Genomic DNA, 25573 nt, shown 5'->3' on the forward strand with positions numbered 1-25573 from the left:
GGGCCGGTCCGGATGCCGGGCCGGCCTATTTACGTTGAGGCAGAAGGAAATACTGATGTCAAAACGCGACTATTACGAAGTGCTCGGTGTGTCCAAGGGCGCTTCGGCGGATGAGATCAAGAAAGGTTTTCGCACGAAAGCCAAAGAGTTGCATCCGGACCGCAACAAGGACAACCCGGATGCCGAGGCGCAGTTCAAGGAAGCCAACGAGGCTTATGACGTGCTGCGCGATGCCGATAAAAAGGCGGCCTATGATCGCTTTGGCCATGCCGCATTTGAAAACGGCATGGGCGGCGGTGGTCGGCCTGGCGGCGGCTTTGGGCAGGGCGATTTCTCCAGCGCGTTCTCGGATGTATTCGACGACCTGTTCGGCGATTTCATGGGCGGGCAACGTGGTGGTGGCGGCCGACGCGCCGCGCGCGGCTCGGACCTGCGCTATAACCTGCGTGTATCGCTGGAAGAGGCGTTCTCGGGCCAGCAGAAAACCATCAATGTACCTACAGCCGTGGCTTGTTCCTCCTGCGAAGGAACCGGTGCAGAAGGCGGGGTCGAGCCGACAACCTGCCCCACCTGTTCCGGTATGGGTAAGGTGCGGGCGCAACAGGGCTTCTTTACGGTCGAACGAACTTGCCCCACCTGTTCGGGTCTGGGTCAGATCATCAAGAACCCCTGCAAATCCTGTAAGGGTGCAGGCCGCGTCGAAAAAGATCGCGCTTTGTCGGTCAACATCCCTGCCGGTGTCGAAACCGGCACCCGTATTCGACTGGCGGGTGAAGGCGAGGCCGGAATGCGTGGTGGCCCTCCGGGCGACCTCTACATCTTTGTGGAAGTGTCTGATCACAAGTTGTTCGAACGCGACAGCGTAAACCTTTATTGCCGTGTACCGGTCAGCATGGCCAAGGCCGCGCTGGGCGGATCGATCGAGGTTCCGACAATCGATGGCGGGCGTGGGCGGGTGCAGATCCCGGCTGGCAGCCAGTCGGGTCGGCAAATGCGTCTTCGCGGCAAAGGCATGCCCGCATTGCGCGGCGGCGGTGTTGGCGACATGTTCATCGAACTGGCGGTTGAAACCCCGGTCAACTTGACCACCCGCCAGAAAGAACTTCTGCGCGAGTTTGATGACCTGGGCGAAGACAACCACCCGGAATCAAAAAGCTTTTTCTCATCCGTCAAATCCTTCTGGGACGGTATGAAAAGCTGACAACCAGGGTTACCCGGGGGCTCTGCCCCCGCCGCCCGTTCCGGGCGCCTCCCCCGGGATATTTCCAGCCAGATGAAGCAGGGATCCGTTATTCATCTGGCTCTAAATATCCCGGAGCGCGAGGCAGAGCCTCGCAAAACACTCCCTAAAGACACTCAATTGGCCTTATCAGATGACCAAAAGTGGCAATGCATTTGCCAAATTGGGTCTTGATTCCGACCGTCGACCCTGAAATTGTCCACGACAACCGTTGGGGTGCCCGTATCAGGGCTGAGAGGCGCAGCCGCGCTAACCCATCGAACCTGATCCGGGCAATTCCGGCGTAGGGAACGGTCTTATGAACACAGACGTTTTCCTTACCTCGTTGCCCAAAAAAGATGGAGCGACGAAATGGCGGCAATTGCCCTGACCATTGCTGGGTCTGACAGTGGCGGAGGCGCCGGGATTCAGGCCGATCTGAAAGCGATGTCCGCGTTGGGTGTATTCGGCGCAAGCGTCATTACCGCCATTACAGCGCAGAACACGCAAGCCGTCACTGCGGTGCATGGGGTTCCTCTGGATGTCATTGCTGCTCAAATCGACGCGGTGCTGAGTGATCTGGACGTGAAGGCCATTAAGATCGGTATGCTTGCCACGCCAGAGATCATTCACGCAGTGGCTCGAGGTCTGGAAACGTTCAAGGGCCCCATAATTCTTGATCCCGTCATGATCGCAAAATCCGGAGATGCCTTGCTGGCGCAGGAAGCGGTCCGGACGCTGCGCGAAGTGATGGTGCCAGCAGCGACTGTGCTGACACCCAATCTGCCCGAAGCGGCGTGTTTGCTGGATGCGACACCGGCGCAATCACCGGACGAGATGGCCGCACAAGGCCAGGCCCTGTGTGATCTGGGCGCAGGTGCGGTTTTGATGAAGGGCGGGCATGGGTCCGGCGATGTCTGCCACGATCTGCTGGTCGACCCCTCAGGTATCGTGGCCGCGTTTCAGGCCCCGCGTCAGAACACGAAGAACACCCACGGAACCGGATGCACCCTGTCGTCATCGATCGCCGCCGGACTGGCCAGGGGCCTGCCGCTGAGGGATGCGGTCGCGCAGGCGCATGATTATCTCCAAGGGGCCATCGCGCGGGCGGATGAGCTGAAGATTGGTGCCGGGCACGGCCCTGTGCACCACTTCCATCGGATCTGGCCCGCGTGACGCTCTGGTCGGTCATAGGTGCAGGCGTTGCGGGTCTGGCCGTGGCCAGTGAGCTTGTGTCACGCGGCGCAAGGGTGCAGGTTTTTGATCCGGGCGGCCCGCCCGGCCCGCATGGGTGTTCCTGGTGGGCCGGTGGGATGCTGGCGCCTTGGTGTGAATATGAAAATGCGGAAGAACCGGTTCTGCGGCTGGGGCAGGAAGCCATCGAATGGTGGGTGCAGCGAACGCAGGTAAACAGAAGTGGAACCCTTGTTGTTGCCAACGCACGTGACCTGCCCGACCTGCGTCGGTTTGCACGCAGGACCGAAGGGTTCAGCGAGTTTGATCGCGCGAAAATAATCAAATTAGAGCCTGATCTGAGCAAGTTTAGCAAAGCTCTGTATTTTGAAAACGAAGCGCACCTTGATCCTCGCCAGGCATTGCGCGATCTGCATCGTCACCTGCAAGGCGCAGGCGTGGAATTCCACCGAAAGCTGGCTCCGGCGCAACTGGACAACGCCATTGACTGCCGGGGCCTGCACGCGCGCGAATATCTGCATGACCTACGCGGCGTGAAGGGTGAAATGCTGGTTCTCCGCTGCCCCGATGTGAACGTTTCGCGCCCGGTGCGGCTGTTGCATCCGCGGATGCCGCTCTACATCGTTCCGCGCGGGGACGGCGTCTACATGCTGGGTGCAACCATGATCGAATCCGAGGACAGCAGCCGCATCACCGCCCGCTCGATGCTGGAACTGCTCAGCGCGGCCTATGCCGTGAACCCGGCCTTTGGCGAGGCCGAGGTGCTGGAGATCGGTGTCGACCTGCGCCCCGCTTTTCCGGACAACCTGCCGCGTATCCGGCGCTTGGGTCGGACAATCTATGCCAATGGGCTGTATCGCCATGGCTATCTGCTGGCCCCTGCATTGGCGCGGGGTGTCGCTGATCTGGCATTGGACAACACACATTCGGAGATGGTCGATGAAGATCGTGCTTAACGGCGAGACGCGGGACGTGCGCGCTGAAACCCTGTCGGATCTGTTGCTGGAATGCGGCTTCTCGGGCCGTGTGGCCACCGCAGTGAACGAAGATTTCGTGCCGTCAAGCCTGCGCATTGCGCACAAACTGACCGATGGCGACCGGATCGAAGTTGTCGCGCCGATGCAGGGGGGCTGAGGATGAGAACGTTCTACGGCATCGAGTTGCCGAACCCGCTGATGCTGGGCACCGCCCAATATCCCAGCCCCGCCATTCTGGAACAGGCCTTTCGCGAAAGCGGTGCGGCGGTTGCAACGGTATCGCTGCGGCGGGAATCCGGCGCGGGGCAGACATTCTGGCAGATGATCCGTGAGCTGGGTGTTCTGATCCTGCCAAATACGGCTGGCTGTCATACGGTGAAAGAGGCGGTGACCACAGCCCATATGGCGCGCGAAGTGTTTGACACCAAATGGATCAAGCTGGAACTGATTGGCCACACCGACAGTTTGCAGCCGGATGTGTTCCAGCTGGTCGAGGCTGCGCGAATCCTGACCGAAGACGGGTTTGAGGTGTTTCCCTACACCACCGATGATCTGATCGTGGGCGAACGCCTGCTGGAAGCGGGGTGCGAAGTGCTGATGCCGTGGGGCGCGCCTATCGGGTCTGGGCGTGGGCTGAACAACGAATACGCCCTGCGGTCGATGCGGGCCGAGTTCCCCGACACGCCGCTGGTGGTGGATGCCGGGATCGGCCTGCCCAGCCACGCGGCCCACGCGATGGAACTGGGCTATGATGCCGTTCTGCTGAACACAGCTGTGGCCCGTGCCGGTGATCCCGTTCTGATGGCCAAGGCGATGGCGCAGGCAATCCATGCCGGACAACTGGCCCATCAGGCAGACCCAATCGAGGCGCGTGATATGGCCGAGCCTTCGACCCCTGTTGTTGGAAAGGCCTTCCTGTCATGACGTTGGACCGTTTCTATCCGATCTTTGATCACGCGGATTGGCTGCGGCGGATGCTGCCCCTGGGTGTCAAACTGGTGCAGTTGCGTATCAAGGATCAGCCGGATGAGGTGGTGCGCGATCAGATTGCCACCTCGCGCGATCTGTGCCGCGACTATGGGGCGGTTCTGGTGATCAACGATTACTGGCAGCAGGCCATCGATCTGGGTTGTGACTGGGTTCATCTGGGGCAAGAGGATCTGGATGACGCAGACCTGAAATCCATCCGAAAAGCGGGTCTAAAGCTGGGTGTTTCCACTCATGACGATGATGAGCTTGAGCGGGTTCTGGCCATGGATCCTGATTACGTGGCGCTGGGCCCGGTCTATCCGACCATCCTGAAAAAGATGAAATGGCATCAGCAGGGCCTGCCCCGCGTGACCGAATGGAAGGCGCGGGTTGGGGACATTCCTCTGGTCGGTATTGGCGGCATGAGCGTCGAGCGCGCAGCAGGGGTGCTGGCAGCGGGGGCCGACATTGTCTCGGCCGTCACGGACATCACGCTGAACACCGACCCCGAAGCGCGGGTGCGTGCTTGGATCGAGGTCAGGAGATGAGCCGGTATGTCCGCCAAACGCTGCTGCCCGAGGTTGGGATCGAAGGACAGGGCCGCCTGACTGCGGCCCGTGTTTTGGTGGTCGGCGCAGGTGGTCTGGCCGCGCCGCTTCTGCCGCTATTGGCCGGAGCCGGAGTGGGGCATATCACGATTGTAGATGGTGATATCATTGATCTGTCGAATCTGCATCGCCAAACGTTGTTTTCAGAAGAAGATTGCGGGCAGTCAAAGGCTGAACGCGCCGCTGACCGATGCCGTGCGTTGAATGCCGAAATCGATGTGATTGCCAAGAAACAGGCTCTAACAGGGGAAAATGCGCCCAATCTGGTGTCGCAGGCGGATATTATCCTGGATTGTGCCGACAGCTATGCGGTCAGTTATATGCTGTCGGATACTTGTCTGGCACAAGGCAAGCCACTGATCAGCGCCTCGGTGCTGGGGCTTTCAGGATATGTGGGCGGCTTTTGCGGCGGTGCGCCTTCTCTGCGTGCCGTTTTCCCCGACGCACCGGAAAGTGGCGCAAGCTGCGCCACGGCGGGTGTTCTGGGTCCCGTTGTCGGTGTGATCGGGTCCATTCAGGCGCAGATGGCGCTGAGCCTGATCTTGCGGCTTGACCCATCACCCCTAGGGCAGATGGTGCAATATGATGCGCGAACCCTGCGCAGCACCGGGTTTCGTTTTGATGACGCGCCGGAACCGTCAAGCTGTTTCCGCTTTCTCTCCGCCAGTCAGTTGAGGGAGACAGACCAGATTATCGAACTGCGTGACCCGAACGAAGCTCCGGTTCCGGCTCACCCGAATGCAACGCGCATTTCACCCGAAGAAATACAAAAAATAGACCCAAACAAGGGGCAACGCCTCGCCCTTTGCTGTGCCACCGGGCTGCGCGCATGGCGCGCTGCCGAGAAAATCCAACCGATTTGGCCGGGCGAGATTGTGCTCGTCGCGGCCTCAGCCTCCTGAGAAAAGGAAACGTGTGATATGAAAAAGCTGATGACAGCCCTTGCCCTTCTGGCCGCCGCGCCAGCCTGGGCCGAAGACAAAATGACCGTCCTTCTGGACTGGTTTATCAACCCTGACCACGGGCCCATCATCGTGGCGCAGGAAAACGGCTATTTCGCCGAACAGGGGTTGCAGGTCGAAGTCGTTGCCCCCGCCGACCCATCCGCACCGCCGCGTCTGGTGGCTGCCGGTCAGGCGGATCTGGCGGTATCCTATCAACCGCAACTGCATTTGCAGATCCACGAAGGGCTGCCACTGAAACGGGTCGGCACGCTCGTCGCGACGCCCCTGAACTGCCTGCTGGTTCTGAAAGACGGGCCGATCAAATCGCCCGCTGACCTCAAAGGCAAGAAAATCGGCTTTTCCGTCGCCGGTGTGGAAGAGGCCATCCTCAGCACCGTGCTTGGCAAATACGACGTCGCGCTGGATGATGTTGAGATGATCAACGTGAATTTCTCGCTCTCACCCTCGCTGATGACCGGTCAGGTGGATGCGGTGATTGGTGCCTATCGCAACTTCGAGCTGAACCAGATGGATATCGAAGGCCGCCCCGGCACCTGTTTCTATATCGAGGAAGAAGGCGTGCCGTCTTATGACGAACTGATCTATGTCGCCAACCCCGATACGATGGACAAAGACAAGATCGCCCGTTTCCTGGCCGCGACCGAAAAAGCGACTCAGTACATCGTCAACAACCCGGAAAAAAGCTGGGAGGTCTTCTCAGCCACTTCACCCGAACTGCAGGACGAGCTGAATGCACGCGCATGGGTCGACACGCTGCCGCGCTTTGCCCTGCGTCCCGCCGGGTTTGACGCTGGCCGTTATGCCCGGTTCGAGGCATTCCTGAACGACAGCGGCATGATCGACACCGTCCTGCCCGTCAGTGACATTGCCATCGACGTAACCGCGCAATGAGCGATTATGGCAAAGCCTTTGCGCTGATGCGCGATGCGGCGCAGGGGCCGTGGCGGGATTACACCCGCCACGCTTTTGTCGAAGCCCTGAAAGACGGCACCCTGCCACGCCCGGCGTTCCTGCACTATCTGCGTCAGGATTACGTGTTCCTGATCCATTTTGCGCGCGCCTGGGCGCTGGCCGTGGTGAAATCGGAAACACATGCTGAAATGCTGGCAGCGTCGCGTACCGTGAACGGCCTGATCAGCGAAGAGATGAAGCTGCATATCGGTATTTGCGAAGCAGAAGGCATTTCGCAGTCCGATCTGTTTGCAACGCCGGAACGGCCCGAGAATCTGGCCTATACCCGCTTTGTTCTCGAGGCGGGCTATAGCGGTGATCTGCTGGATCTTCTGGCAGCACTTGCACCCTGCGTCATGGGATATGGTGAGATAGGCACCCGCCTGGCTGAGGAGGCAACATCAACGACCTACCGTGGCTGGATCGATACCTACGCGGACGAGGGCTACCAGAGCGCCTGCACCGCCGTGGGCGAATTGCTGGATTCGGCTCTAACAAGGCGGATTGGGGCGGATTTCCAAACGTCGCCTCGCTGGGATCGTCTGTGCAGGACGTTCCGCACGGCCACGGAGTTGGAAGTCAATTTCTGGCAGATGGGTCTGACCCCATGACCCCGGCGCCCGATCTGACCATCAGCGGCACAGCCATGATCGATGGCGCGACTCTGTTCGCGCCGCTGACCCTGACGCTTGACGCAGGGGCGTGGACCTGTCTGTTGGGTGGATCGGGTGTTGGCAAAACCACGGTTTTGCGGTTGATTGCCGGGCTGGAAACCGGGGCTGAATTCACGGGCCGGATCACCGCCAGCGATGGCCAGTCGGTTTCAGACCGGGTTGCTTATATGGCGCAGGACGACCTGTTGCTGCCTTGGGCGAGTGTTGCGCAAAACGTCTCACTGGGCGCGCGGCTGCGGGGCGAGAAAGTTGACGTTGACCGGCGTGACCGCCTGATCGAACGGATGCGGTTGCAGGACCATATGACCAAGAAACCGCCCGAGCTTTCGGGCGGGCAGCGTCAGCGCGTGGCACTGGCCCGCACCTTGATGGAAGACCGGCCGATTGTGTTGCTGGATGAACCCTTTTCAGCCCTTGATGCCCGAACCCGTGCCGATATGCAGGATCTGGCCGCCGAGGCGCTGCGGGGCCGCACTGTCCTTCTGGTAACCCACGATCCGGGCGAGGCCGCGCGTCTGGGGCAATCCATCGTCGTCATGACACAGCACGGGCTGACGCCGTGCGATCCGCCGGTTGCTCCAGCCCCGCGCAGCGTGGACGATCTGCAGACGCTGGAAACACAAGGCGCGCTTTTGCGGCTGCTGCGGGAGGGCGGGGTATGAAGTCCCTCTCTGTTCTGGCAGCAACCCTGTTTGCCATTGCCATCTGGCAGGGGATCGTGACCCTGACCGGATTGCCAAAGTTCATCCTGCCCGGCCCCGTGGTGGTTGCCGAGACCTGGTGGCAGAACCGCTGGCTGATTGCCGAACACACCTGGATCACAGCCATTGAGGTCATTATCGGCCTTGCCTGCGGCACGCTGCTTGGCGTTGTCACTGCATTGCAGCTGGCCAATTCCCGCGTCGCACGAGTTTTGGTGCAGCCAATGCTGGTGTTCACGCAGGCCCTGCCGGTCTTTGCACTGGCCCCGTTGCTGACCCTGTGGCTGGGTTATGGCCTGTTGTCCAAGGTCGCGATGGCGGTCCTGATCATCTATTTCCCGATCACGTCGTCCTTTTTTGACGGTTTGATGCGGACACCGCAGGGGTATCTGGACCTTGCACGCACGATGCAGGCCAGCAAGCGCACTGTGTTGTGGCACATCCGTATCCCTGCGGCGTTGCCGTCTCTGGCCTCGGGGATGCGGCTGGCGGCGGTGTATGCGCCGATCGGTGCCGTGATCGGTGAATGGGTCGGTTCATCGCAAGGTCTGGGATATCTGATGCTGCTGGCCAATGGCCGTGCCAAGACGGACCTGATGTTTGCGGCGATGCTGACGCTGGGCGTATTTTCGATCCTTCTGCACATGATTGTCCGCCGCGCCACCGCGCGTATGGCAGGAGAGGCTCATTAACCTTTCGGAAAGTGATTCTGCGTCAGGGTAAACGCATGACACAGGACGCCTTTGCCGAAGCCCCCATGCTGTTTGATACGGACGAAGCGCCAGCGCAGCCGCTGCCGAATGGTCGGTTACCCTCCTACATCAAAGACCATCGCAAGCGGCTGCGCGAACGGTTCATGGCGGGCGGATCCGCAGCGATCCCGGATTATGAGTTGCTGGAACTGGTTTTGTTCCGGTCCATCCCTCGGCAGGATGTGAAACCATTGGCGCGGGCATTGATGAATGCCTTTGGCGATTTCAACCGTGTGTTGACAGCACCCGAAGAACGGCTGCGGCAGATCAAGGGCGTTGGTGATACGGTCATCACCGATCTGAAAATCCTCGAAGCCTGCGCGCATCGGATGGCACGGGCGCGGGTGATGCAACGACACGTAATATCCAGCTGGGACGCGCTGCTGGATTATTGCCACACGACAATGGCGCATCGCGAGACCGAGCAATTTCGCGTTTTCTATCTGGATCGCAAGAACGTCCTGATCGCGGATGAGGAACAGGCCAAAGGCACCGTGGATCACGTGCCGGTCTATCCGCGCGAAGTGGCGAAACGGGCGTTGGAACTGAATGCCTCGGCCCTGATATTGGTGCACAACCATCCTTCGGGCGACCCAACGCCGTCACAGTCAGATATCGACATGACCAACCGCATTCAGGATGCCTGCTCCGCCCTGGGGCTGACCCTGCATGACCACCTGATCATCGGCAAATCGACCGAGCTCAGCTTTCGTTCCGAAGGGTATCTCTAGCGGCTACTGCACCCAAATCTCGACCCGCCGGTTGACCTTGCGGCCCCATTCGGTGTCATCGCAGGCCATGGGCATCGCTTCACCAAATCCTTCGGCGGTGACCGTGATACTATCAGGGATCGGGGCTTCAAGCGCGGCGATAACCGCGTTTCGCACGGTTTGCGCGCGCCGTAGGGCGATGCGGGCATTTGAAACGGCACCCCCGTCCCCATCGCTGAAGCCTGCAAACACCACCTTGCGCGCCTGCAACGTACCCGCGTCCAGCATTTGCGCCAGTTGCTGAATATTGGCGCGCGACTGCGCGTCCGGGCGGGACGATCCGGGTTCGAACCGGACCGACAGGGACAGGCGCGACAGCGGGCGCAAGGTTTCGATCATGCGCTGCAACTCCTCCAGTCCGACCTCAGTTCCGCCGGTGACGACCGCATTGGCAAGCCGGTCCCCCTGCACGCCAACCGGCAGGGTTTCAGCAGATTGATCCACATATCCTGCGTCACGTATCGCCACCTGTGCCTCGGGGCTTTGGCTATAGGCCAGAAACTGTCGCGCAATCCGGGGCAGGCGGCGTTCCGGCAGATACAGGAACATGGGCATATTCAGCGGGTAATCTTCGGTCTTGATTGACTGGCGGGTCGCGGCCAGAGGATGCCCGCACCCGCCAGTCAAAGGCACAGCGCGGGTGCCATGGGCCGATGCCTTGCTGGCGATACCGATGGAAAACGGATCCTTAGCCACAGCCGCGGTCAGGTCATGTATGCGATTGTGGCGGATCGCCGTATCGGTCAGCACCACACCGGCGGTTTTCAGAACCTGATCCTCGACCGCCTGCGCCAGACCCGACCCGGCCTCTGGCACATGCAGTGCAATAGGGGCATCCGGCCCACCCAGCTGCGCCCAGTTGCTGACCTCGCCGGACAGAATGCGGGCCAGATCCGCCAGCGAAACCTGTCGCATCACGCTGTCGGGGGCCACGACCGGGACCATGGCATCCAGTGCAATGACCCGTGATCGCCGCGAGCGTTTCAGATCACCCAACCCCGCAGCTTCGGCAGCCTCCCGCTCGGCCTCGCGCATCTCGCGCAGGGCCATCACGATATCCGCCCGGTCTGCGATCAGGTCGCTGAACCCGCGATCCGTGGTGCCCACGTCAAAGAAAAACCGTGCCAGCGGCGCCGCCCGGCCTGCCTGATGCAGCTCGTAAACAAAGGTGTCCTCATCCACGCGGGCGGGGGTCGCGGTCAGGTCTTCCTGACGAGCAAAGCCGATGATCAGGGCGGGCAGCACCGTTTCGGCCATCACCGATGATCCGGAAAACTGCACCTCGGCGACGAAATCGATCAGGTTGGGGCAGGCGGGCCCCTCGCATGTGACGCCCGAACCATCCACGGTCAACGTCCCGAATTGCGTATCGACGCGATAGAACTCACCGTCAAAGCTCAGCAGATTGCCGGTCACTTCGACCTTGCCATCATGCGAGGTCAGTGTGATGTCCTGCCCAAAAGCACCGGTCGCCGCCGTCACGGAAAACAGCGCAGCCACCGCCACACGGAAAAATGTCATAAGAGGTTCAAGCCTGCCTGCGGATTACTTTGCCGCGATTGTCAGGTCTGAGAGCAGATTATTCAACACCAGAAACTCGCCTGCGCGCGAACAATCCGGCAGAGTCACGGACATGTCGCGCGACCGCAGGCGGCGGTCCGACAACAACTCCAGCGACTGCACGTTCAGCGTGTGGCCGCAATTTGCATCGGTCACTTCGGCCTCGACGGTCAGGTCAATCGTGCCGGATTGATCCGAAGTACTGGCCGGGAAAGAATACACTTCGATATTCTGCGTCATACCGGAACCGGACTGACCCAGACGCATAACCTTACCGGCGCCTTCGGCAGATGCGTCATCCCAGACATGGCCATCCGCGCCATAGCTGGCACCAAATTCCAACGCATGAATCTGCAGCTCGGTATCACCCTGCCATTGCAAGACAACACGATCAAAACCGGCGATTTCGGGAACGTGAGTGGTGGCGACGGTGCCTGTTTCATCTTCGAAGGAAAACAGGAAGATCGCGTATTCCGAAAGGGCCGGGATCGCCATGTCCAGCGCGCCGGTGGCATCCGTCATCTGGCTAACAGTCAGGCCGCTATGGTGAATTTCAATCCGCTCGTTCTTGTGGCACGGCGCTTTCAGCGACAGGTGTGCCAAGGCACCGGGTGCTGCGTTTGCGTGCGCGCTGATCCGGCAGTTCGATGTCTTGGGGGCAGTGGGTACAGCGCGGGGTGCCGGTGTAACAGTGACCGGATCGGCATCTGATACGGTGGCCGAAGTCAGAACGATACTGTCCAGCCCCGACAGAATCGAAGACTGATCGGCAACAGAGGCCACATCGACACCGCCCTGCGCGCGGTTCTGCTGCGCAGCCGGTCCGTTCTGCATCAGATAGCCTATGCCCAGGGCACAAGCGACCGTTCCGCACATGGTTACGTAGTTGCGAACTACAAACAAGACACCCTCCCCAGTTGAAGGAGCAGCTTGCACTCTCGCCACCAATCGCGGCCAATTTGTGGCCGCGAGACGGACTCATTGTGATTAAAGGGTGTTAACGTCAGGTCAATCTGCCGTGGCAGTGTTTGAACTTCTTGCCGGATCCGCAGGGGCACAGGTCGTTTCGCGACGGGTTACCCCAGGTCGACGGATCACTCTCGTCAAACCCCGGCAGGGCATCGCCTGACGCCGCCGCTTCGGCCTTGGCCTCGGCCTGGCTTGCGGCCTTGTCCACAGCCTGCTGTGCCTGCGCCTGTTGCGCCGCCATCTGCGCCAGCATTTCCCTCTGCTCTTCTTCGGTCAGTGGCCGCACGCGCGACAATTGCTGTGTCACGGTTTCCCGCAAACCGTCCAGCATGGTTTCGAACAGCTGGAAGCTTTCGTTTTTGTATTCGTTCAGCGGATCGCGCTGGGCATAGCCGCGGAAACCCACGACCGAGCGCAAGTGTTCCAGCGTCAGCAGATGCTCGCGCCATTTGGCATCGATGGTCTGCAACAGCACCTGCTTTTCGATGTTGCGCATGTTTTCGGGACCAAAGGCAACCGCCTTCTGGGCCATCATCTCATCTGCGGCCTTAACCAAGCGCTCCCGCACTTGCTCGTCATCCACGCCTTCTTCGGCAGCCCAGTCCTGAACCGGGGCGTCGATGGTCAGCTTGTCCTTGATCGCCGCATGCAGACCGTCTGTATCCCACTGATCCGCATAGGATTTCGGCGGCATGTATTCGTCAATGAGATCGTCGATCACCTGCTCGCGCATATCCGAGACGATCTCGGACAGGTCATTGGCCGACATGATCTCGCGGCGCTGGCTAAAGATCACCTTGCGCTGATCGTTCATCACGTCATCGAATTTCAGAACGTTCTTGCGCATGTCGAAGTTGCGGCCCTCGACCTTGGACTGCGCGCGTTCCAGCGACTTGTTCACCCACGGGTGAATGATCGCCTCGCCTTCTTTCATGCCCAGCGTGGTCAGCACCTTGTCCAGCCGTTCCGAGCCAAAGATACGCATCAGGTCGTCTTCAAGGCTCAGGTAGAACACGGTACGGCCCGGATCGCCCTGACGGCCCGAACGGCCGCGCAGCTGGTTGTCGATGCGGCGGCTTTCATGGCGTTCGGACGCCATCACATAAAGGCCCCCTGCGGCCAGAACCTTTTCTTTTTCTTCCGCGTGGCGCGCCTCTTCTGCGGCGCGCAGCTCCGACGGATCAGCCTCGGGGTTGTCCGCAATCGCTTGCAGCACCTTCATCTCGACATTGCCGCCCAGCTGAATGTCGGTACCGCGACCGGCCATGTTGGTGGCGATGGTTACCGCGCCCAGACGGCCGGCATCGGCGACAATCTGCGCCTCCTGCTCGTGCTGGCGGGCGTTCAGAACGTTATGGGCGATGCCTTCCTTGGTCAGCATCTGGCTCAGCAGTTCCGATTTCTCGATCGAGGTCGTGCCCAGCAGAACCGGCTGGCCCTTTTCCTGCGCCAATTTGGTCTCTTCGATCATCGCGCCATATTTTTCCATGGCGGTGCGATAGACCTGATCATCCTCGTCCACACGGGCAATCGGCTTGTTGGTCGGAACTTCGACCACGCCCAGGCCGTAAATCTCGGCAAATTCCTCGGCCTCGGTCAGGGCGGTCCCGGTCATGCCGCCCAGCTTGTCGTAAAGGCGGAAATAGTTCTGGAAGGTCACACTGGCCAGCGTCACGTTCTCAGGCTGAATCTGCACGTTTTCCTTGGCTTCGATGGCCTGATGCAGGCCCTCGGACAGGCGGCGGCCCGGCATCATGCGGCCCGTGAATTCGTCGATCAGAACGACATTGCCGTCGCGCACGATGTAATCCTTGTCGCGCTGGAACAGCTTGTGCGCGCGCAGACCCTGATTCACGTGATGCACCACGGTCGTGCTTTCCGGGTCATACAGCGAATGGCCTTCAGGAATCAGGCCGGCAGCCAACAGCTGCTGCTCCAGAAACTCGTTGCCCTCATCCGTGAAGGTCACGTTGCGGGCCTTTTCGTCCAACGTGTAGTGTTCGTCGGTCAGACTCGGGATCAGCGCATCGATGGCGGTATACAGGTCCGAGCGGTCCTGTGCCGGGCCCGAGATGATCAGCGGCGTCCGCGCCTCGTCGATCAGGATCGAATCGACCTCGTCCACAATCGCGAAATTGTGGTGTTTCTGGTAAACCTGCTCCAGATCGGCCTTCATGTTGTCGCGCAGATAGTCAAAACCCAGCTCGTTGTTGGTGGCATAGGTGATGTCGCAGGAATAGGCGGCCAGTTTTTCCGCGTCAGGCTGGCCCGACCAGATCACGCCTGTGGTCATGCCTACGGCAGCAAACACCTTGCCCATCCATTCCGCGTCGCGCTTGGCCAGGTATTCGTTCACCGTGACCACATGCACGCCCTTGCCGGTCAGCGCGTTCAGATAGGCGGGGAGGGTCGCGACCAGTGTCTTGCCCTCACCCGTCTTCATTTCCGAGATGTTGCCCTGATGCAGGAAAACACCGCCCATCAGCTGCACGTCAAAGGCGCGCAGCCCCAGCGCGCGGCGGGCGCCTTCGCGCACGTTGGCAAAGGCTTCGGGCAGCAGATCGTCAAGGCTTTCGCCATCCAGCGCGCGTTTGCGCAGGTCTTCTGTCTTGTCGATCAGGCCCTGATCGGACAGTTTCTCGAACTCGGGTTCCAGCGCGTTGATCTTTTCGATCAGGGGGCGGGTCGCCTTGATCTTGCGGTCGTTCGGTGTTCCGAACACCTTTTTGGCGAGCGTTCCGAGTCCCAGCATGTTCACTCCAGCGGATCTGTTCTTGTCTTGGTTTTTGACAGGCTTGCCCACCTTGCGCGCAACCCATAGATACGGGGGGTGAAAGGCGGCCCTGTCCAAGGCTTCAAAGCGATGTAAGCGGCAGGTTCCAGAGTGTCAACGCTGCGCCCTGCCGCGGCAAGGAAATAGGATGATTCAATGCCCAAAGGCCTCACTTTTCTGCCATCGCTGGCTCTGACCGCCATGATGGCCTTGCCGCTGGCCGCCGAAACCCAGCCGGATGCATCCACCGTGGTGGCGCGTGTGAACGGGGATGAGATCACTTTGGGTCACGTGATCGCAACCGTTGCCGCCCTGCCGCCGCAATACCAGCAGGCCGAAGATGATGTATTGTTCGACTTCGTACTGGAACAGCTGATCCAGCAGCAACTGCTGGGGCAACAGCAGGATGGGCTGAACAAACTGAACACGCTGCGGCTGAAAAATGAAGAACGCTCACTTCTGGCGGTTCAGACCGTCACAGCCCTGACCGATACGGTTGTCACGGACGAGGCCATTCAGGCAGCCTACGACGCGCAGTACAACGATTTCGCGGGTGAGGACGAATTCGATGCCAGCCACATTCTGGTCGAGACCGAAGAACAGGCCAACGACCTTAAGGCGCAGCTTGATGACGGCGCCGATTTCGCCGAGCTCGCGCGCGAGCACTCCACCGGTCCGTCCGGTCCCAATGGCGGCGCGCTGGGCTGGTTCGGCAAGGGCCAGATGGTACCGGAGTTCGAAACAGCCGTGGTCGCGCTTGAAAAAGGGCAGGTGTCCGATCCGGTTCAGACGCAGTTTGGCTGGCATGTGGTCAAGCTGAACGACAAGCGCAAAACCGAAGCGCCCGCGCTGGACGCCGTGCGCGAAGAGCTTGCACAAACCGTTCAGCAGGACGCCATTCAGGCGCGCATCGATGAACTGACACAGCAGGCCCAGATCGACCGCCCCGCTCTGGAAGGTGCCGGACCCGAAGTCCTGCGCCAGCTGGACCTGATTCAGGAGTAACCCCCGTGGCCAAGATCACCAAGGTTTCGCCGCTGGCGCCAGCGTCCTTCCCTGATTTGCCTGCAATTGACGGTGTGCGGTTTGCCACCGTCGCGGCGGGCGTGCGATATCAGGGCCGCACCGATGTCATGCTGGCCGTGCTGGACCCGGGCACATCTGTGGCCGGGGTCTTTACCCGTTCGGCCACACGGGCGGCACCGGTTCTGGATTGTCAGGACAAGATCGGCGGGCCCAGTGACGGCCCGGCGGCGATCCTGGTGAACTCGGGCAATGCCAATGCCTTTACCGGGCATTATGGTCAGACCTCGGTGGCCGAAGTAACGCAGGCCGTCTCGAAGGCGACTGGTGTTCCGGTCGAGCGGGTCTTTACCTCCTCAACCGGCGTGATTGGTGAGCCGCTGGCTCATGACCGCATCATTGCCAAGCTTGAAACGCTGAAGGCGGGTCTCAGCCGTCACGCGATCGAAGACGCCGCACGCGCGATCATGACCACGGACACCTTCCCGAAAGGGGCCGTGGCGCAGGTCGAAATTGATGGCAAAACAGTCTCTATTGCGGGGATTGCAAAGGGTTCGGGCATGATTGCGCCAGATATGGCGACGATGCTGGTCTATATCTTCACCGACGCGCAGGTCGAACAATCAGCGTTGCAGGCGATGCTGAGCGCGCAGACAGACCGGACGTTCAACTGCATCACCGTGGACAGCGATACATCCACCTCGGACAGCCTGCTGCTGTGCGCCACCGGCGCTTCGGGTGTGGACGCCACCGGCAACGCGGCTTTCGCCGAGGCGTTGGAAGCCGTGATGCTGGATCTGGCCCAGCAAGTGGTGCGCGATGGCGAAGGTGCCACGAAATTCGTCGAAATCCGCGTAAAAGGGGCCGCAACAGACGCTGACGCCAAGATCCACGGCCTTGCCATCGCCAACTCTCCGCTGGTCAAAACCGCCATCGCGGGCGAAGACCCGAACTGGGGTCGTATCGTCATGGCCATCGGTAAATCCGGTGCCGCGGCGGACCGCGACCTGCTGAGCATTTCCTTCGGCGACATCCTTGTGGCCGAAAAAGGCTGGGTCAGCCCCGATTACAGCGAAGACACAGCTGCCGCTTATATGAAAGGTCAGGATCTGGTCATCGCCGTTGATCTGGGCCTGGGCGAAGGCAATTCCACCGTCTGGACCTGCGATCTGACGCACGGATATATCGAGATCAACGCGGATTACCGCTCGTGAAAACCGTGTTGGTCTCTGCTGTCGCCCTGATCGACATCGAGGGCCGGGTGCTGTTGGCCCAACGCCCCGAGGGCAAATCCATGGCCGGTCTTTGGGAGTTTCCCGGCGGCAAGATCGAGCCCGGCGAAACCCCCGAGGCCGCCCTGATCCGCGAATTGCACGAGGAACTGGGCATCGACACCTGGGCCTCGTGCCTTGCCCCCCTGACCTTCGCCAGCCACAGCTATGATGATTTCCACCTGCTGATGCCTCTGTTCGCCTGCCGCAAATGGCAGGGCATCCCACAGTCGAAAGAGGGGCAGGCGCTGAAATGGGTCCGCGCAAATGACCTGCGCAATTACCCCATGCCGGCCGCGGATGTGCCCCTGATCCCGATCCTGCGGGATTGGTTGTAGGGGCTCAAAAGGCGTCAGGCGCTAACGGCCCGAATTTCGGCTTGGCGGATTTATTTGCCGATTTGTGGTAGTGTTCGAGTGCTTTCTCAATGGTGAAGGAGTACCTCGTTATGATTGCAAGTCGAGTTGGAAAGCTTTGGGGGTCCAGGATTGCTTTGATTTTGGCCCTATTTGTTTTGGCGGTTCATAGTGCCAAAGCAGATGATGCGAAGACTGCGATAACGGTCATGATCGAAGAACAGGCCCGAATTGACCGCTACGTCGAACTCGATTTTGCACGGCAAGATCTTTTGTTTCACCAGACGAGCACGATCCTGGCCCTATACGGTGATTACAACTCCTACACCAAATCGGACGGCACTCAGGCCAATGGCTCTGACATGACGCGATTCAGAAATCGGGTCACTGAATACGTGCCTGCTGCCATCGTGGATTTCCGCCGAAAGTCCCAAAGAGACAAAACAATTTCAGAGGATGAGGCAAGCAAGGCGGAAGCCGCCGAAGCCTTGATGGAAGAGATGCTTTTGGCCGCAGGTGAAATCATTGAACTTTGCGACGCCAACAAGCCCTATGAGGCAAGTCTCGTTTACCGCGATAAGACAATGCCCTTGAACACGAAACTTTTGGGGTTGCTGTACACGTTGCGCTCAACATCTGTTGGTCGTTTTAAAAAAGCAGCATTAAAAGCTAAGTATCAGTAACCGCGCCAACCTGCCGAAGGTCGAATTCTGTTTGCCGGTCCGGCGTCCCTGCTGCACACAGGACCTGTTTGGTACGGTAATTGCGTGGGACGAACGGGTTCCTCGTAACAGTCTGCATTTGTACATATTGTACAAAACGTAACATCACCCTTCTGCACCTGTTACAATTCGTAAGAATTGAGAAAACATCAGGCAAAACTTGACGCTGATCGTGCGGGTGTCCCAAATCGGGGCACTGGCATCCGGGGGCTTTCCCGGATCCGCCATTTCCGGCTTAGAGGAGGCCGGATGGGGAGGAGAAAAAGATTGGCTCAGACGCAGTCGGGCGCCGAAGGGTTGCACTCCCTTCCGGCGCTTCTACACCGCAACGCGACCCAGTTCGGGGATGCCCCGGCCTATCGGGAAAAAGAATTTGGGATCTGGCAATGCTGGACCTGGGCTGAAGCGGCCAAGGAAATTCGCGCGCTCGCTCTTGGATTTCTTGAAATTGGCGTTGAGCGCGGTGACCACATTGCCGTGGTCGGACGCAACCGGCCAGCGCATTACTGGACCATGGTCGCGGCACAGATGGTCGGTGCAATTCCGGTGCCTCTGTATCAGGACGCAGTCGCCGAAGAGATGACCTATGTGATGGAGCATTGCGGCGCGAAATACGTCGTCTGCGGTGATCAGGAACAGGTCGACAAGGTCATCGAAATTCAGGAAAAAGTGCACCAGATCAAGCACATCCTCTATACCGACAAGCGAGGGATGCGGAAATACGACCACAGCCAGATGAACGCGCTGGAAGACCTCATGGCCGAAGGTCAGGCAGGACATCAGCGGTTTGATGCAGAGCTGGACAAGCGCATCTCTGAGATCACCTATAACGACACCTGCGTCATGCTTTATACCTCGGGCACAACGGGCAAGCCCAAGGGGGTGGTTCTGTCGAACCGCAACGTGATCGAAAGCGCCAAGAATTCAGCGATCTTCGACCATCTGACCCGCGATGAAGATATCCTCTCCTACCTACCAATGGCATGGGTTGGGGATTTCATCTTTTCCATCGGTCAGGCCTATTGGTGCGGGTTCTGCGTGAACTGCCCGGAAAGCGCCGACACGATGATGACCGATCTGCGCGAAATCGGGCCGACCTATTTCTTCGCCCCGCCGCGCGTGTTTGAAAGCCAGCTGACCAATGTAATGATCCGGATGGAGGATGCGAGCAAGCTGAAACAGCGCATGTTCCATCACTTCATGGCGCATGCCAAAAAGGTGGGCGGCAAGTTGCTGGATGGCAAACCCGTCGGCTTTGGCGACCGGATGAAATACGCGCTGGGTAACCTGTTGGTCTATGGGCCGCTCAAGGATACGCTGGGCTATGGCCGGTTCCGGGTTGGCTATACAGCGGGTGAAGCGATCGGACCGGAAATCTTTGATTTCTATCGATCTTTGGGCATTAACCTGAAACAGCTTTACGGTCAGACCGAAGCAACCGTGTTCATCACCGTACAGCCGGATGGTGAGGTTCGGGCCGATACGGTTGGCGTGCCCGCGCCGGATGTTGAGATCAAGATCGACGACAAGGGCGAGATCCACTACCGCTCGCCCGGCGTGTTTGTCGAATATTACAACAACCCGGATTCCACGGCATCAACCAAAGATGCCGAAGGCTGGGTGGCAACGGGTGATGCCGGGTTCATCGAGGAAAGCTCGGGCCATCTGCGGATCATCGACCGGGCCAAGGACGTGGGCAAAATGGCCGACGGGTCCATGTTCGCGCCGAAATATGTCGAGAACAAGCTGAAGTTCTACCCCGATATTCTCGAGGTCGTTCTGTTCGGAAACGGCAAGGATCGCTGTGTGGCCTTCATCAATATTGACCTGACAGCGGTCGGCAACTGGGCGGAACGCAACAACGTGGCCTATGCGTCCTATCAGGAACTGGCGGGCCATCCGCGTGTGTTAGAGACGATCAAGGCGCATGTGGAAGAGGTCAACAAATCGGTAGCGGCTGATGAAATGCTGTCCGGTTGCCAGGTGCATCGCTTTGTGGTGCTGCACAAGGAACTGGATGCTGATGATGGTGAGATGACCCGCACCCGGAAAGTTCGGCGCGGGTTTGTCGAAGAGAAGTTCCACGACATCATTGCGGCGCTTTACGACGGGTCCGAAAGCGTCTCGACCACGACCGAAGTGACCTATGAGGATGGGCGCAAGGGATCGATTAGCGCGACGCTGAAAATCGTGGACGCGCCGGTTGTACCGGTTGCGCAGCACAAGGTGGCAGCGGAATGAGGGCCGCCACAGCACCGCGCGACCTGCGGCCATCGCCCTGTCCGCCATCCCGTTTTTGCGCAAGTCAGGGAGTGACTGATGCTGGATAACGCCGAAGGATATGTCACCGAAGACGGTCGCAAGATCGGCGGCGTGGTGATGGAGATGAAGAACATCACTCTGCGCTTTGGCGGCGTCGTGGCGATCAAGGATATCTCGTTCGATATTCGCGAGGGTGAGATTCGCGCCATCATCGGGCCGAACGGGGCCGGAAAATCATCGATGCTGAACGTCATCTCGGGGTTCTATGTCCCGCAGGAGGGCGAGGTCTGGTTCCACGGATCAAAACGCCCAGCGATGCGGCCCTTTGAGGTGGCGCAGCAGGGGATCGCGCGGACGTTCCAGAACATCGCCCTGTTCGAGGGGATGAGCGTTTTGGACAACGTCATGACAGGGCGTTTGAATTTCATGCAGACCAACATCCTCCAGCAGGCCTGGTGGAAGGGAAAGGCCGAGGCGGAAGAGGTTGAAAACCGTGAGGCGGTCGAGAAGATTATCGATTTCCTTGAAATCCAGCACATCCGAAAAACGCCCGTGTCGCGCCTTCCATACGGGTTGAAAAAGCGGGTGGAACTTGCGCGTGCTCTGGCGGCAGAACCAAAGCTCTTGCTGCTGGATGAACCGATGGCGGGCATGAACGTTGAAGAGAAAGAGGACATGAGCCGCTTTATCCTCGACGTGAATGACGAATTCGGCACCACCATCGCCCTGATCGAACACGATATGGGCGTGGTGATGGACCTGAGCGACCGCGTGGTCGTGATGGATTACGGCAAGAAGATTGGTGACGGCACGCCCGACGAGGTGCGCAACAATCAGGAAGTCATCGACGCCTATCTGGGAGTCAGCCATGACTGAGACCAAAGCAGATATCCGGGGAGGCACATATGCCTGAGCAGTTAATCTTTGCCACGGAGGTCATCCTTAACGGTCTGATGGCCGGGGTGCTTTATGCGCTGGTCGCGCTGGGCTTTGTGCTGATCTACAAGGCGTCGGGAATTTTCAATTACGCGCAAGGGGTTATGGCCCTGTTTGCGGCGATGACACTGGTCGGGATCATGAACGGGCAAGTGCCTTTCGCGCATTTGATCAACGCGACCTTCGGCACACATGTCTATAACTTCGGCTGGACCATCCCCGCCCTGTTGGCGATCATCCTGACAATGGGCGTGATGGTTCTGTTGGCCTGGTGTGTGCAGCGCTTTGTCATGCGGCATCTGGTTGGGCAGGAGCCGATCATCCTGTTCATGGCCACGATCGGTCTGGCCTATTTCCTTGAAGGCGTGGCCGACCTGATGTGGGGATCCGAGATCAAGACGCTGGATGTGGGTCTGCCCCAGGGCATCAACCTGTGGATCGACGAGGTCACCTTTAACATCTTCGGCTATGGTTTCTTCATCGACAACCTCGACATCGTGGCAACCGTGATCGCGGCGCTTCTGGTGGCGGCGCTGGTGGCCTTCAGCCAGTACACAAAGCAGGGGCGGGCCATGCGCGCTGTGGCGGATGACCATCAGGCGGCACTTTCGGTCGGGATCTCGCTCAACTTTATCTGGGTCATGGTTTGGTCGGTGGCCGGGTTCGTGGCGCTGGTCGCGGGGATCATGTGGGGCACCAAATCGGGCGTGCAGTTCTCGCTGTCGCTGATCGCGCTCAAGGCGCTGCCGGTGTTGATGCTGGGCGGGTTCACCTCGATCCCCGGTGCCATCGTCGGCGGTCTGATCATCGGTGTGGGCGAGAAGCTGTTCGAATTCTCGATTGGCCCGCTGGTCGGCGGCGCGACCGAGAACTGGTTCGCCTATGTGCTGGCGTTGATCTTTCTGGTGTTCCGACCACAGGGTCTCTTCGGTGAAAAAATTATCGAGAGAGTATAGATGGATAACCTGAACCCCCTTTTCAAAGCCCTGCCGATTGCCTTGCTGATATATGGGCTGACCCGTTCGCTGGTTGAGTGCTTTGAGATCAACCTGGCGGGTTCAAGTATTGCAATGACAGGCGATACGGAATGGCAGATGAGGATGCTTGTTTACGCAGGATATTTGCGGGCGATGGATTCATTGTTCTTCTACGCAGCCTTGGCCGGAGTGGTTCATTGGCTGAACGTTAGAACCAGAGGTGCCCCGGCATGACCAAGGTGATCGCCATCATCAACGTAATCGCATGGGCGGGGTTCTGGGCCTTTGGCTACATCGCGCTGACCTCGAATGACCTGACAGACAGCCAGTTGACGATTGCCGCGATCCTGGCCTTTGCCGGGCTGATCATGGGCGTTCTGGCCTACCTGAAACTCGTGCGCGCCTCTGAGGCGAGCGGATATGCCAAAGGGTCCAGCCAGCTGGACGCCGCGACCCGTAACCGGGCGCAGGAAGAATGGGGAAAGTAACAGATGTTCTATCGTGAGGCCGGAGATTTCAAAACCTCCTACGTGGATGACAGCCAGACTTTCCCGATCAAGTTCGACCGGTACCGGTACTATGTCGTTCTGGCGGTGGCGTTTGGGATCATTCCGTTCATCATCAACGACTATTGGGCAAACGCCCTGCTGCTGCCCTTTCTGATCTATGCCATCGCGGCGATCGGATTGAACATACTTGTGGGCTATTGCGGGCAGGTCAGCCTTGGTACAGGCGGCTTCATGGCTGTTGGCGCCTATGCCTGCTACAAGTTGATGACCGCATTTCCAGACGTCAGCATGTTCATTCATGTCCTGCTGGCTGGTGGCATTACCGCGATTGTAGGCGTTTTGTTTGGCCTGCCTTCCCTGCGGATCAAGGGGTTCTATCTGGCGGTGGCCACGCTTGCGGCACAGTTCTTTCTGGTCTGGCTCTTCAACCGGGTGCCGTGGTTCTACAACTACTCGGCCTCGGGCCAGATCAACGCACCGGAACGTGACGTGTTCGGCATTATCATCTCGGGCCCGAACGCCCCGGCCTGGGCGACATACCTGTTCTGCCTGATCTTCCTGACCTTCAGCGCCATCATTGCGCGCAACCTGACCCGCGGCACGACCGGGCGGACATGGATGGCGATCCGCGACATGGATATCGCCGCCGAAATCATCGGGGTGAACCCGTTGAAAGCCAAGATCAGCGCTTTCGCTGTCAGCTCGTTCTTTGTGGGCATCGCAGGGGCGTTGTTCTTTGCCGTCTATCTCGGCGCGGTCGAGGTGGGCGAAGCATTCGGCATTCAGAAGTCATTCCTGGTGCTGTTTATGGTGATTATCGGCGGATTAGGCTCGATTTTCGGGTCTTTTGCCGGGGCGGCCTTCCTCGTGCTGCTGCCGGTTCTGCTCAAACTGGTTGGCGTCGATCTTCTGGGTTGGCCGACCGATATCGTTGCCCATCTTCAGCTGGTGATCGTGGGCGCGCTGATCATCATGTTCCTGATCCTCGAGCCCCACGGTCTGGCCCAGTTGTGGCGCGTGGCGAAAGAGAAACTCAGACTCTGGCCGTTCCCGCACTGAGGGCTGGCCCAATCATAAAGACGGGTGATCAAGCCCGAACTCAATATCGGATCAATCAAGGGAGGAGACACCCGATGAACAAGAAACTGGCAACCGTGGCGCTGAGCGCCCTGATGGCGGCAGGACCTGCGATGGCGGATCTTGTGTTCCCGTCGCTCAGCTATCGAACCGGGCCCTATGCGGCCGGTGGTATTCCATTCGCGGACGGTTACGCCGACTATTTCACGCTTCTGAACGAGCGGGACGGTGGCATTGGCGGTGTACCAGCAAACGTGATCGAATGCGAAACCGGGTATAACACCGAAAAAGGCGTGGAATGCTATGAATCCACCAAAGGTGAAGGCGCGCTGGTGTATCAGCCGCTGTCGACCGGTATCACCTATCAGCTGATCCCCAAAGTGACCGCAGACGGCATTCCACTGCACACGATGGGGTATGGCCGGACCTCGGCTGCGAACGGCAAAGTGTTCAGCCATGTGTTCAACTATCCGGCCAACTACTGGAACGGTGCGTCCGGTGCGATCAACTATCTGCTGGATGAAAATGGCGGTGACCTGAGCGGCAAGAAGATTGCGCTGGTCTATCACAACTCTGCTTACGGCAAGGAACCGATCCGGACGCTGGAAACTCTGGCTGAAAAGCATGGGTATGAGCTGTCCTTGCTGCCGGTTGATCACCCGGGCCAGGAGCAGAAGTCGCAATGGCTGCAAATTCGCCGCGAAAAGCCTGACTATGTCATCATGTGGGGCTGGGGCGTCATGAACCAGGTTGCGGTTCAGGAAGCGGCCAACATCCGTTTCCCGATGGAAAACTTCATCGGTGTCTGGTGGTCTGGCGCGGAATTCGATGTTCAGCCTGCTGGCGAAAAAGCGACCGGTTACAAGGCGCTGACCTTTACCGGCCTTGGCATGGACTATCCTGTCTATGACGACCTGAAAAAGTACGTTGTTGACTCGGGCAAGGCTGCGGGTGCCGGCGATCAGCTGGGTACAGTTCAGTACAACCGTGGTCTTTACGCCGCCATGCTGGCAGCCGAGGCTGTGAAAACGGCGCAGGCGATGCACGGAACCGCTGATATCGACGCGTCGATGATGCGCGACGGCATGGAAGCACTGGAAATGACCAACGCCAAGATGGAAGCGCTTGGCATGTCCGGGTTCGGCCCTGAATTCTCGGTCTCCTGCGAAAACCACGGCGGCCCCGGCCTTGTCGGTGTTGTTCAGTGGGATGCGGCGACTGGCGCCTGGAACCCGATACAGGACTTCAAACCGACAGATGCCGAAGTTATCGGCGCGTTGATCGAAGAAGATTCCGGTGCCTACGCAACCGAAAACAGCATCTCGCCACGTTGCGAGTAAGGCATGTTGCGCCACGGA

Annotated in this window: 26 protein-coding genes and 1 riboswitch; of the genes, 23 read left to right on the forward strand and 3 right to left on the reverse strand. The window is 59.3% G+C overall.

All coding sequences use genetic code 11. From position 1 onward, the window contains the following. Positions 1 to 55: 55 nt before the first annotated feature. The 12 genes from dnaJ (at position 56) to radC (ending at position 9741) form a co-directional block, all read left to right on the forward strand. Positions 56 to 1201 carry a molecular chaperone DnaJ gene (gene dnaJ / locus AC2FLU_RS05395; RefSeq protein ID WP_480474359.1) on the forward strand — a complete coding sequence of 382 codons (1146 nt, stop codon included), beginning with the start codon at positions 56 to 58 and terminating at the stop codon, positions 1199 to 1201. A gap of 241 nt (positions 1202 to 1442) precedes the next feature. Next, positions 1443 to 1547, forward strand: a riboswitch (TPP riboswitch). A 44-nt stretch (positions 1548 to 1591) separates the two neighbouring features. Further along, on the forward strand, positions 1592 to 2395 hold the full coding sequence (gene thiD / locus AC2FLU_RS05400) for a bifunctional hydroxymethylpyrimidine kinase/phosphomethylpyrimidine kinase (protein ID WP_480518182.1): 804 nt from the start codon (positions 1592 to 1594) through the stop codon (positions 2393 to 2395). Next, the gene (gene thiO, locus AC2FLU_RS05405; RefSeq protein WP_496808953.1) at positions 2392 to 3369 is read left to right on the forward strand and encodes a glycine oxidase ThiO; all 978 of its coding nucleotides are present in this window, start codon (positions 2392 to 2394) and stop codon (positions 3367 to 3369) included. Before thiD ends, thiO begins: the two co-directional genes overlap by 4 nt. Next, a complete protein-coding gene (gene thiS, locus AC2FLU_RS05410) occupies positions 3353 to 3547 on the forward strand; it encodes a sulfur carrier protein ThiS (protein WP_480474356.1) in 195 nt (64 codons plus the stop codon). The genes thiO and thiS overlap by 17 nt, the downstream gene beginning before the upstream one ends. Before the next feature lie 2 nt (positions 3548 to 3549). Next, positions 3550 to 4314: a thiazole synthase gene (locus AC2FLU_RS05415; RefSeq protein WP_480474355.1), complete on the forward strand. Its 765-nt coding sequence runs from the start codon at positions 3550 to 3552 to the stop codon at positions 4312 to 4314. Then, on the forward strand, positions 4311 to 4907 hold the full coding sequence (locus AC2FLU_RS05420) for a thiamine phosphate synthase (protein WP_480622651.1): 597 nt from the start codon (positions 4311 to 4313) through the stop codon (positions 4905 to 4907). The genes AC2FLU_RS05415 and AC2FLU_RS05420 overlap by 4 nt, the downstream gene beginning before the upstream one ends. Next, on the forward strand, positions 4904 to 5869 hold the full coding sequence (locus tag AC2FLU_RS05425) for a ThiF family adenylyltransferase (RefSeq protein ID WP_496715473.1): 966 nt from the start codon (positions 4904 to 4906) through the stop codon (positions 5867 to 5869). Before AC2FLU_RS05420 ends, AC2FLU_RS05425 begins: the two co-directional genes overlap by 4 nt. Positions 5870 to 5887: 18 nt before the next feature. Further along, positions 5888 to 6823, forward strand: coding sequence for an ABC transporter substrate-binding protein (locus tag AC2FLU_RS05430; RefSeq protein WP_480474352.1), 936 nt, complete (start codon positions 5888 to 5890; stop codon positions 6821 to 6823). Then, a complete protein-coding gene (gene tenA / locus AC2FLU_RS05435; protein WP_480518170.1) occupies positions 6820 to 7494 on the forward strand; it encodes a thiaminase II in 675 nt (224 codons plus the stop codon). Before AC2FLU_RS05430 ends, tenA begins: the two co-directional genes overlap by 4 nt. Next, on the forward strand, positions 7491 to 8219 hold the full coding sequence (locus AC2FLU_RS05440; protein ID WP_480554331.1) for an ABC transporter ATP-binding protein: 729 nt from the start codon (positions 7491 to 7493) through the stop codon (positions 8217 to 8219). Before tenA ends, AC2FLU_RS05440 begins: the two co-directional genes overlap by 4 nt. Continuing rightward, positions 8216 to 8950 carry an ABC transporter permease gene (locus AC2FLU_RS05445; protein ID WP_480518168.1) on the forward strand — a complete coding sequence of 245 codons (735 nt, stop codon included), beginning with the start codon at positions 8216 to 8218 and terminating at the stop codon, positions 8948 to 8950. The genes AC2FLU_RS05440 and AC2FLU_RS05445 overlap by 4 nt, the downstream gene beginning before the upstream one ends. A gap of 35 nt (positions 8951 to 8985) precedes the next feature. After that, positions 8986 to 9741, forward strand: coding sequence for a RadC family protein (radC, locus tag AC2FLU_RS05450; protein ID WP_209506928.1), 756 nt, complete (start codon positions 8986 to 8988; stop codon positions 9739 to 9741). A 3-nt stretch (positions 9742 to 9744) separates the two neighbouring features. On the opposite strand, the gene AC2FLU_RS05455 is transcribed toward radC, so the two are convergent. The 3 genes from AC2FLU_RS05455 to secA all read right to left on the reverse strand — a co-directional run bounded on the left by AC2FLU_RS05455 (position 9745) and on the right by secA (position 15061). After that, a complete protein-coding gene (locus AC2FLU_RS05455; RefSeq protein WP_496808952.1) occupies positions 9745 to 11301 on the reverse strand; it encodes a phosphate ABC transporter substrate-binding/OmpA family protein in 1557 nt (518 codons plus the stop codon). A 24-nt stretch (positions 11302 to 11325) separates the two neighbouring features. Further along, positions 11326 to 12243 carry a hypothetical protein gene (locus AC2FLU_RS05460; RefSeq protein ID WP_496808951.1) on the reverse strand — a complete coding sequence of 306 codons (918 nt, stop codon included), beginning with the start codon at positions 12241 to 12243 and terminating at the stop codon, positions 11326 to 11328. A 100-nt stretch (positions 12244 to 12343) separates the two neighbouring features. Further along, a complete protein-coding gene (gene secA / locus AC2FLU_RS05465) occupies positions 12344 to 15061 on the reverse strand; it encodes a preprotein translocase subunit SecA (protein ID WP_496808950.1) in 2718 nt (905 codons plus the stop codon). A 177-nt stretch (positions 15062 to 15238) separates the two neighbouring features. Between secA and AC2FLU_RS05470 the strand changes: the two genes are divergently transcribed. The 11 genes from AC2FLU_RS05470 (at position 15239) to AC2FLU_RS05520 (ending at position 25555) form a co-directional block, all read left to right on the forward strand. Continuing rightward, the gene (locus tag AC2FLU_RS05470) at positions 15239 to 16087 is read left to right on the forward strand and encodes a peptidylprolyl isomerase (protein WP_267363935.1); all 849 of its coding nucleotides are present in this window, start codon (positions 15239 to 15241) and stop codon (positions 16085 to 16087) included. 5 nt (positions 16088 to 16092) lie between these two features. Continuing rightward, on the forward strand, positions 16093 to 17319 hold the full coding sequence (gene argJ, locus AC2FLU_RS05475; protein ID WP_480622643.1) for a bifunctional glutamate N-acetyltransferase/amino-acid acetyltransferase ArgJ: 1227 nt from the start codon (positions 16093 to 16095) through the stop codon (positions 17317 to 17319). Then, on the forward strand, positions 17316 to 17714 hold the full coding sequence (gene mutT, locus AC2FLU_RS05480; RefSeq protein WP_267363933.1) for an 8-oxo-dGTP diphosphatase MutT: 399 nt from the start codon (positions 17316 to 17318) through the stop codon (positions 17712 to 17714). The genes argJ and mutT overlap by 4 nt, the downstream gene beginning before the upstream one ends. Before the next feature lie 110 nt (positions 17715 to 17824). After that, positions 17825 to 18415 carry a hypothetical protein gene (locus AC2FLU_RS05485; protein ID WP_480826511.1) on the forward strand — a complete coding sequence of 197 codons (591 nt, stop codon included), beginning with the start codon at positions 17825 to 17827 and terminating at the stop codon, positions 18413 to 18415. A gap of 288 nt (positions 18416 to 18703) precedes the next feature. After that, positions 18704 to 20695, forward strand: coding sequence for an AMP-binding protein (locus AC2FLU_RS05490; protein ID WP_480606714.1), 1992 nt, complete (start codon positions 18704 to 18706; stop codon positions 20693 to 20695). Between the two features lie 78 nt (positions 20696 to 20773). After that, positions 20774 to 21592, forward strand: coding sequence for an ABC transporter ATP-binding protein (locus tag AC2FLU_RS05495; RefSeq protein WP_480474340.1), 819 nt, complete (start codon positions 20774 to 20776; stop codon positions 21590 to 21592). A 29-nt stretch (positions 21593 to 21621) separates the two neighbouring features. Next, positions 21622 to 22608, forward strand: a complete 987-nt coding sequence (locus tag AC2FLU_RS05500; protein ID WP_480474339.1) for a branched-chain amino acid ABC transporter permease — start codon at positions 21622 to 21624, stop codon at positions 22606 to 22608. Then, positions 22609 to 22863: a hypothetical protein gene (locus AC2FLU_RS05505; protein ID WP_480474338.1), complete on the forward strand. Its 255-nt coding sequence runs from the start codon at positions 22609 to 22611 to the stop codon at positions 22861 to 22863. Further along, positions 22860 to 23117 (forward strand): hypothetical protein, encoded by a 258-nt coding sequence (locus tag AC2FLU_RS05510; protein WP_480474337.1) that lies wholly within the window; start codon positions 22860 to 22862, stop codon positions 23115 to 23117. The genes AC2FLU_RS05505 and AC2FLU_RS05510 overlap by 4 nt, the downstream gene beginning before the upstream one ends. Before the next feature lie 3 nt (positions 23118 to 23120). Continuing rightward, positions 23121 to 24197: a branched-chain amino acid ABC transporter permease gene (locus AC2FLU_RS05515; protein ID WP_480482437.1), complete on the forward strand. Its 1077-nt coding sequence runs from the start codon at positions 23121 to 23123 to the stop codon at positions 24195 to 24197. Between the two features lie 74 nt (positions 24198 to 24271). Next, complete coding sequence (locus AC2FLU_RS05520) at positions 24272 to 25555, forward strand: ABC transporter substrate-binding protein (RefSeq protein WP_480586919.1); 1284 nt, start codon at positions 24272 to 24274, stop codon at positions 25553 to 25555. Positions 25556 to 25573: the final 18 nt, after the last annotated feature.

The sequence above is a fragment of the Ruegeria sp. SAZD013 genome, from assembly GCF_059612525.1.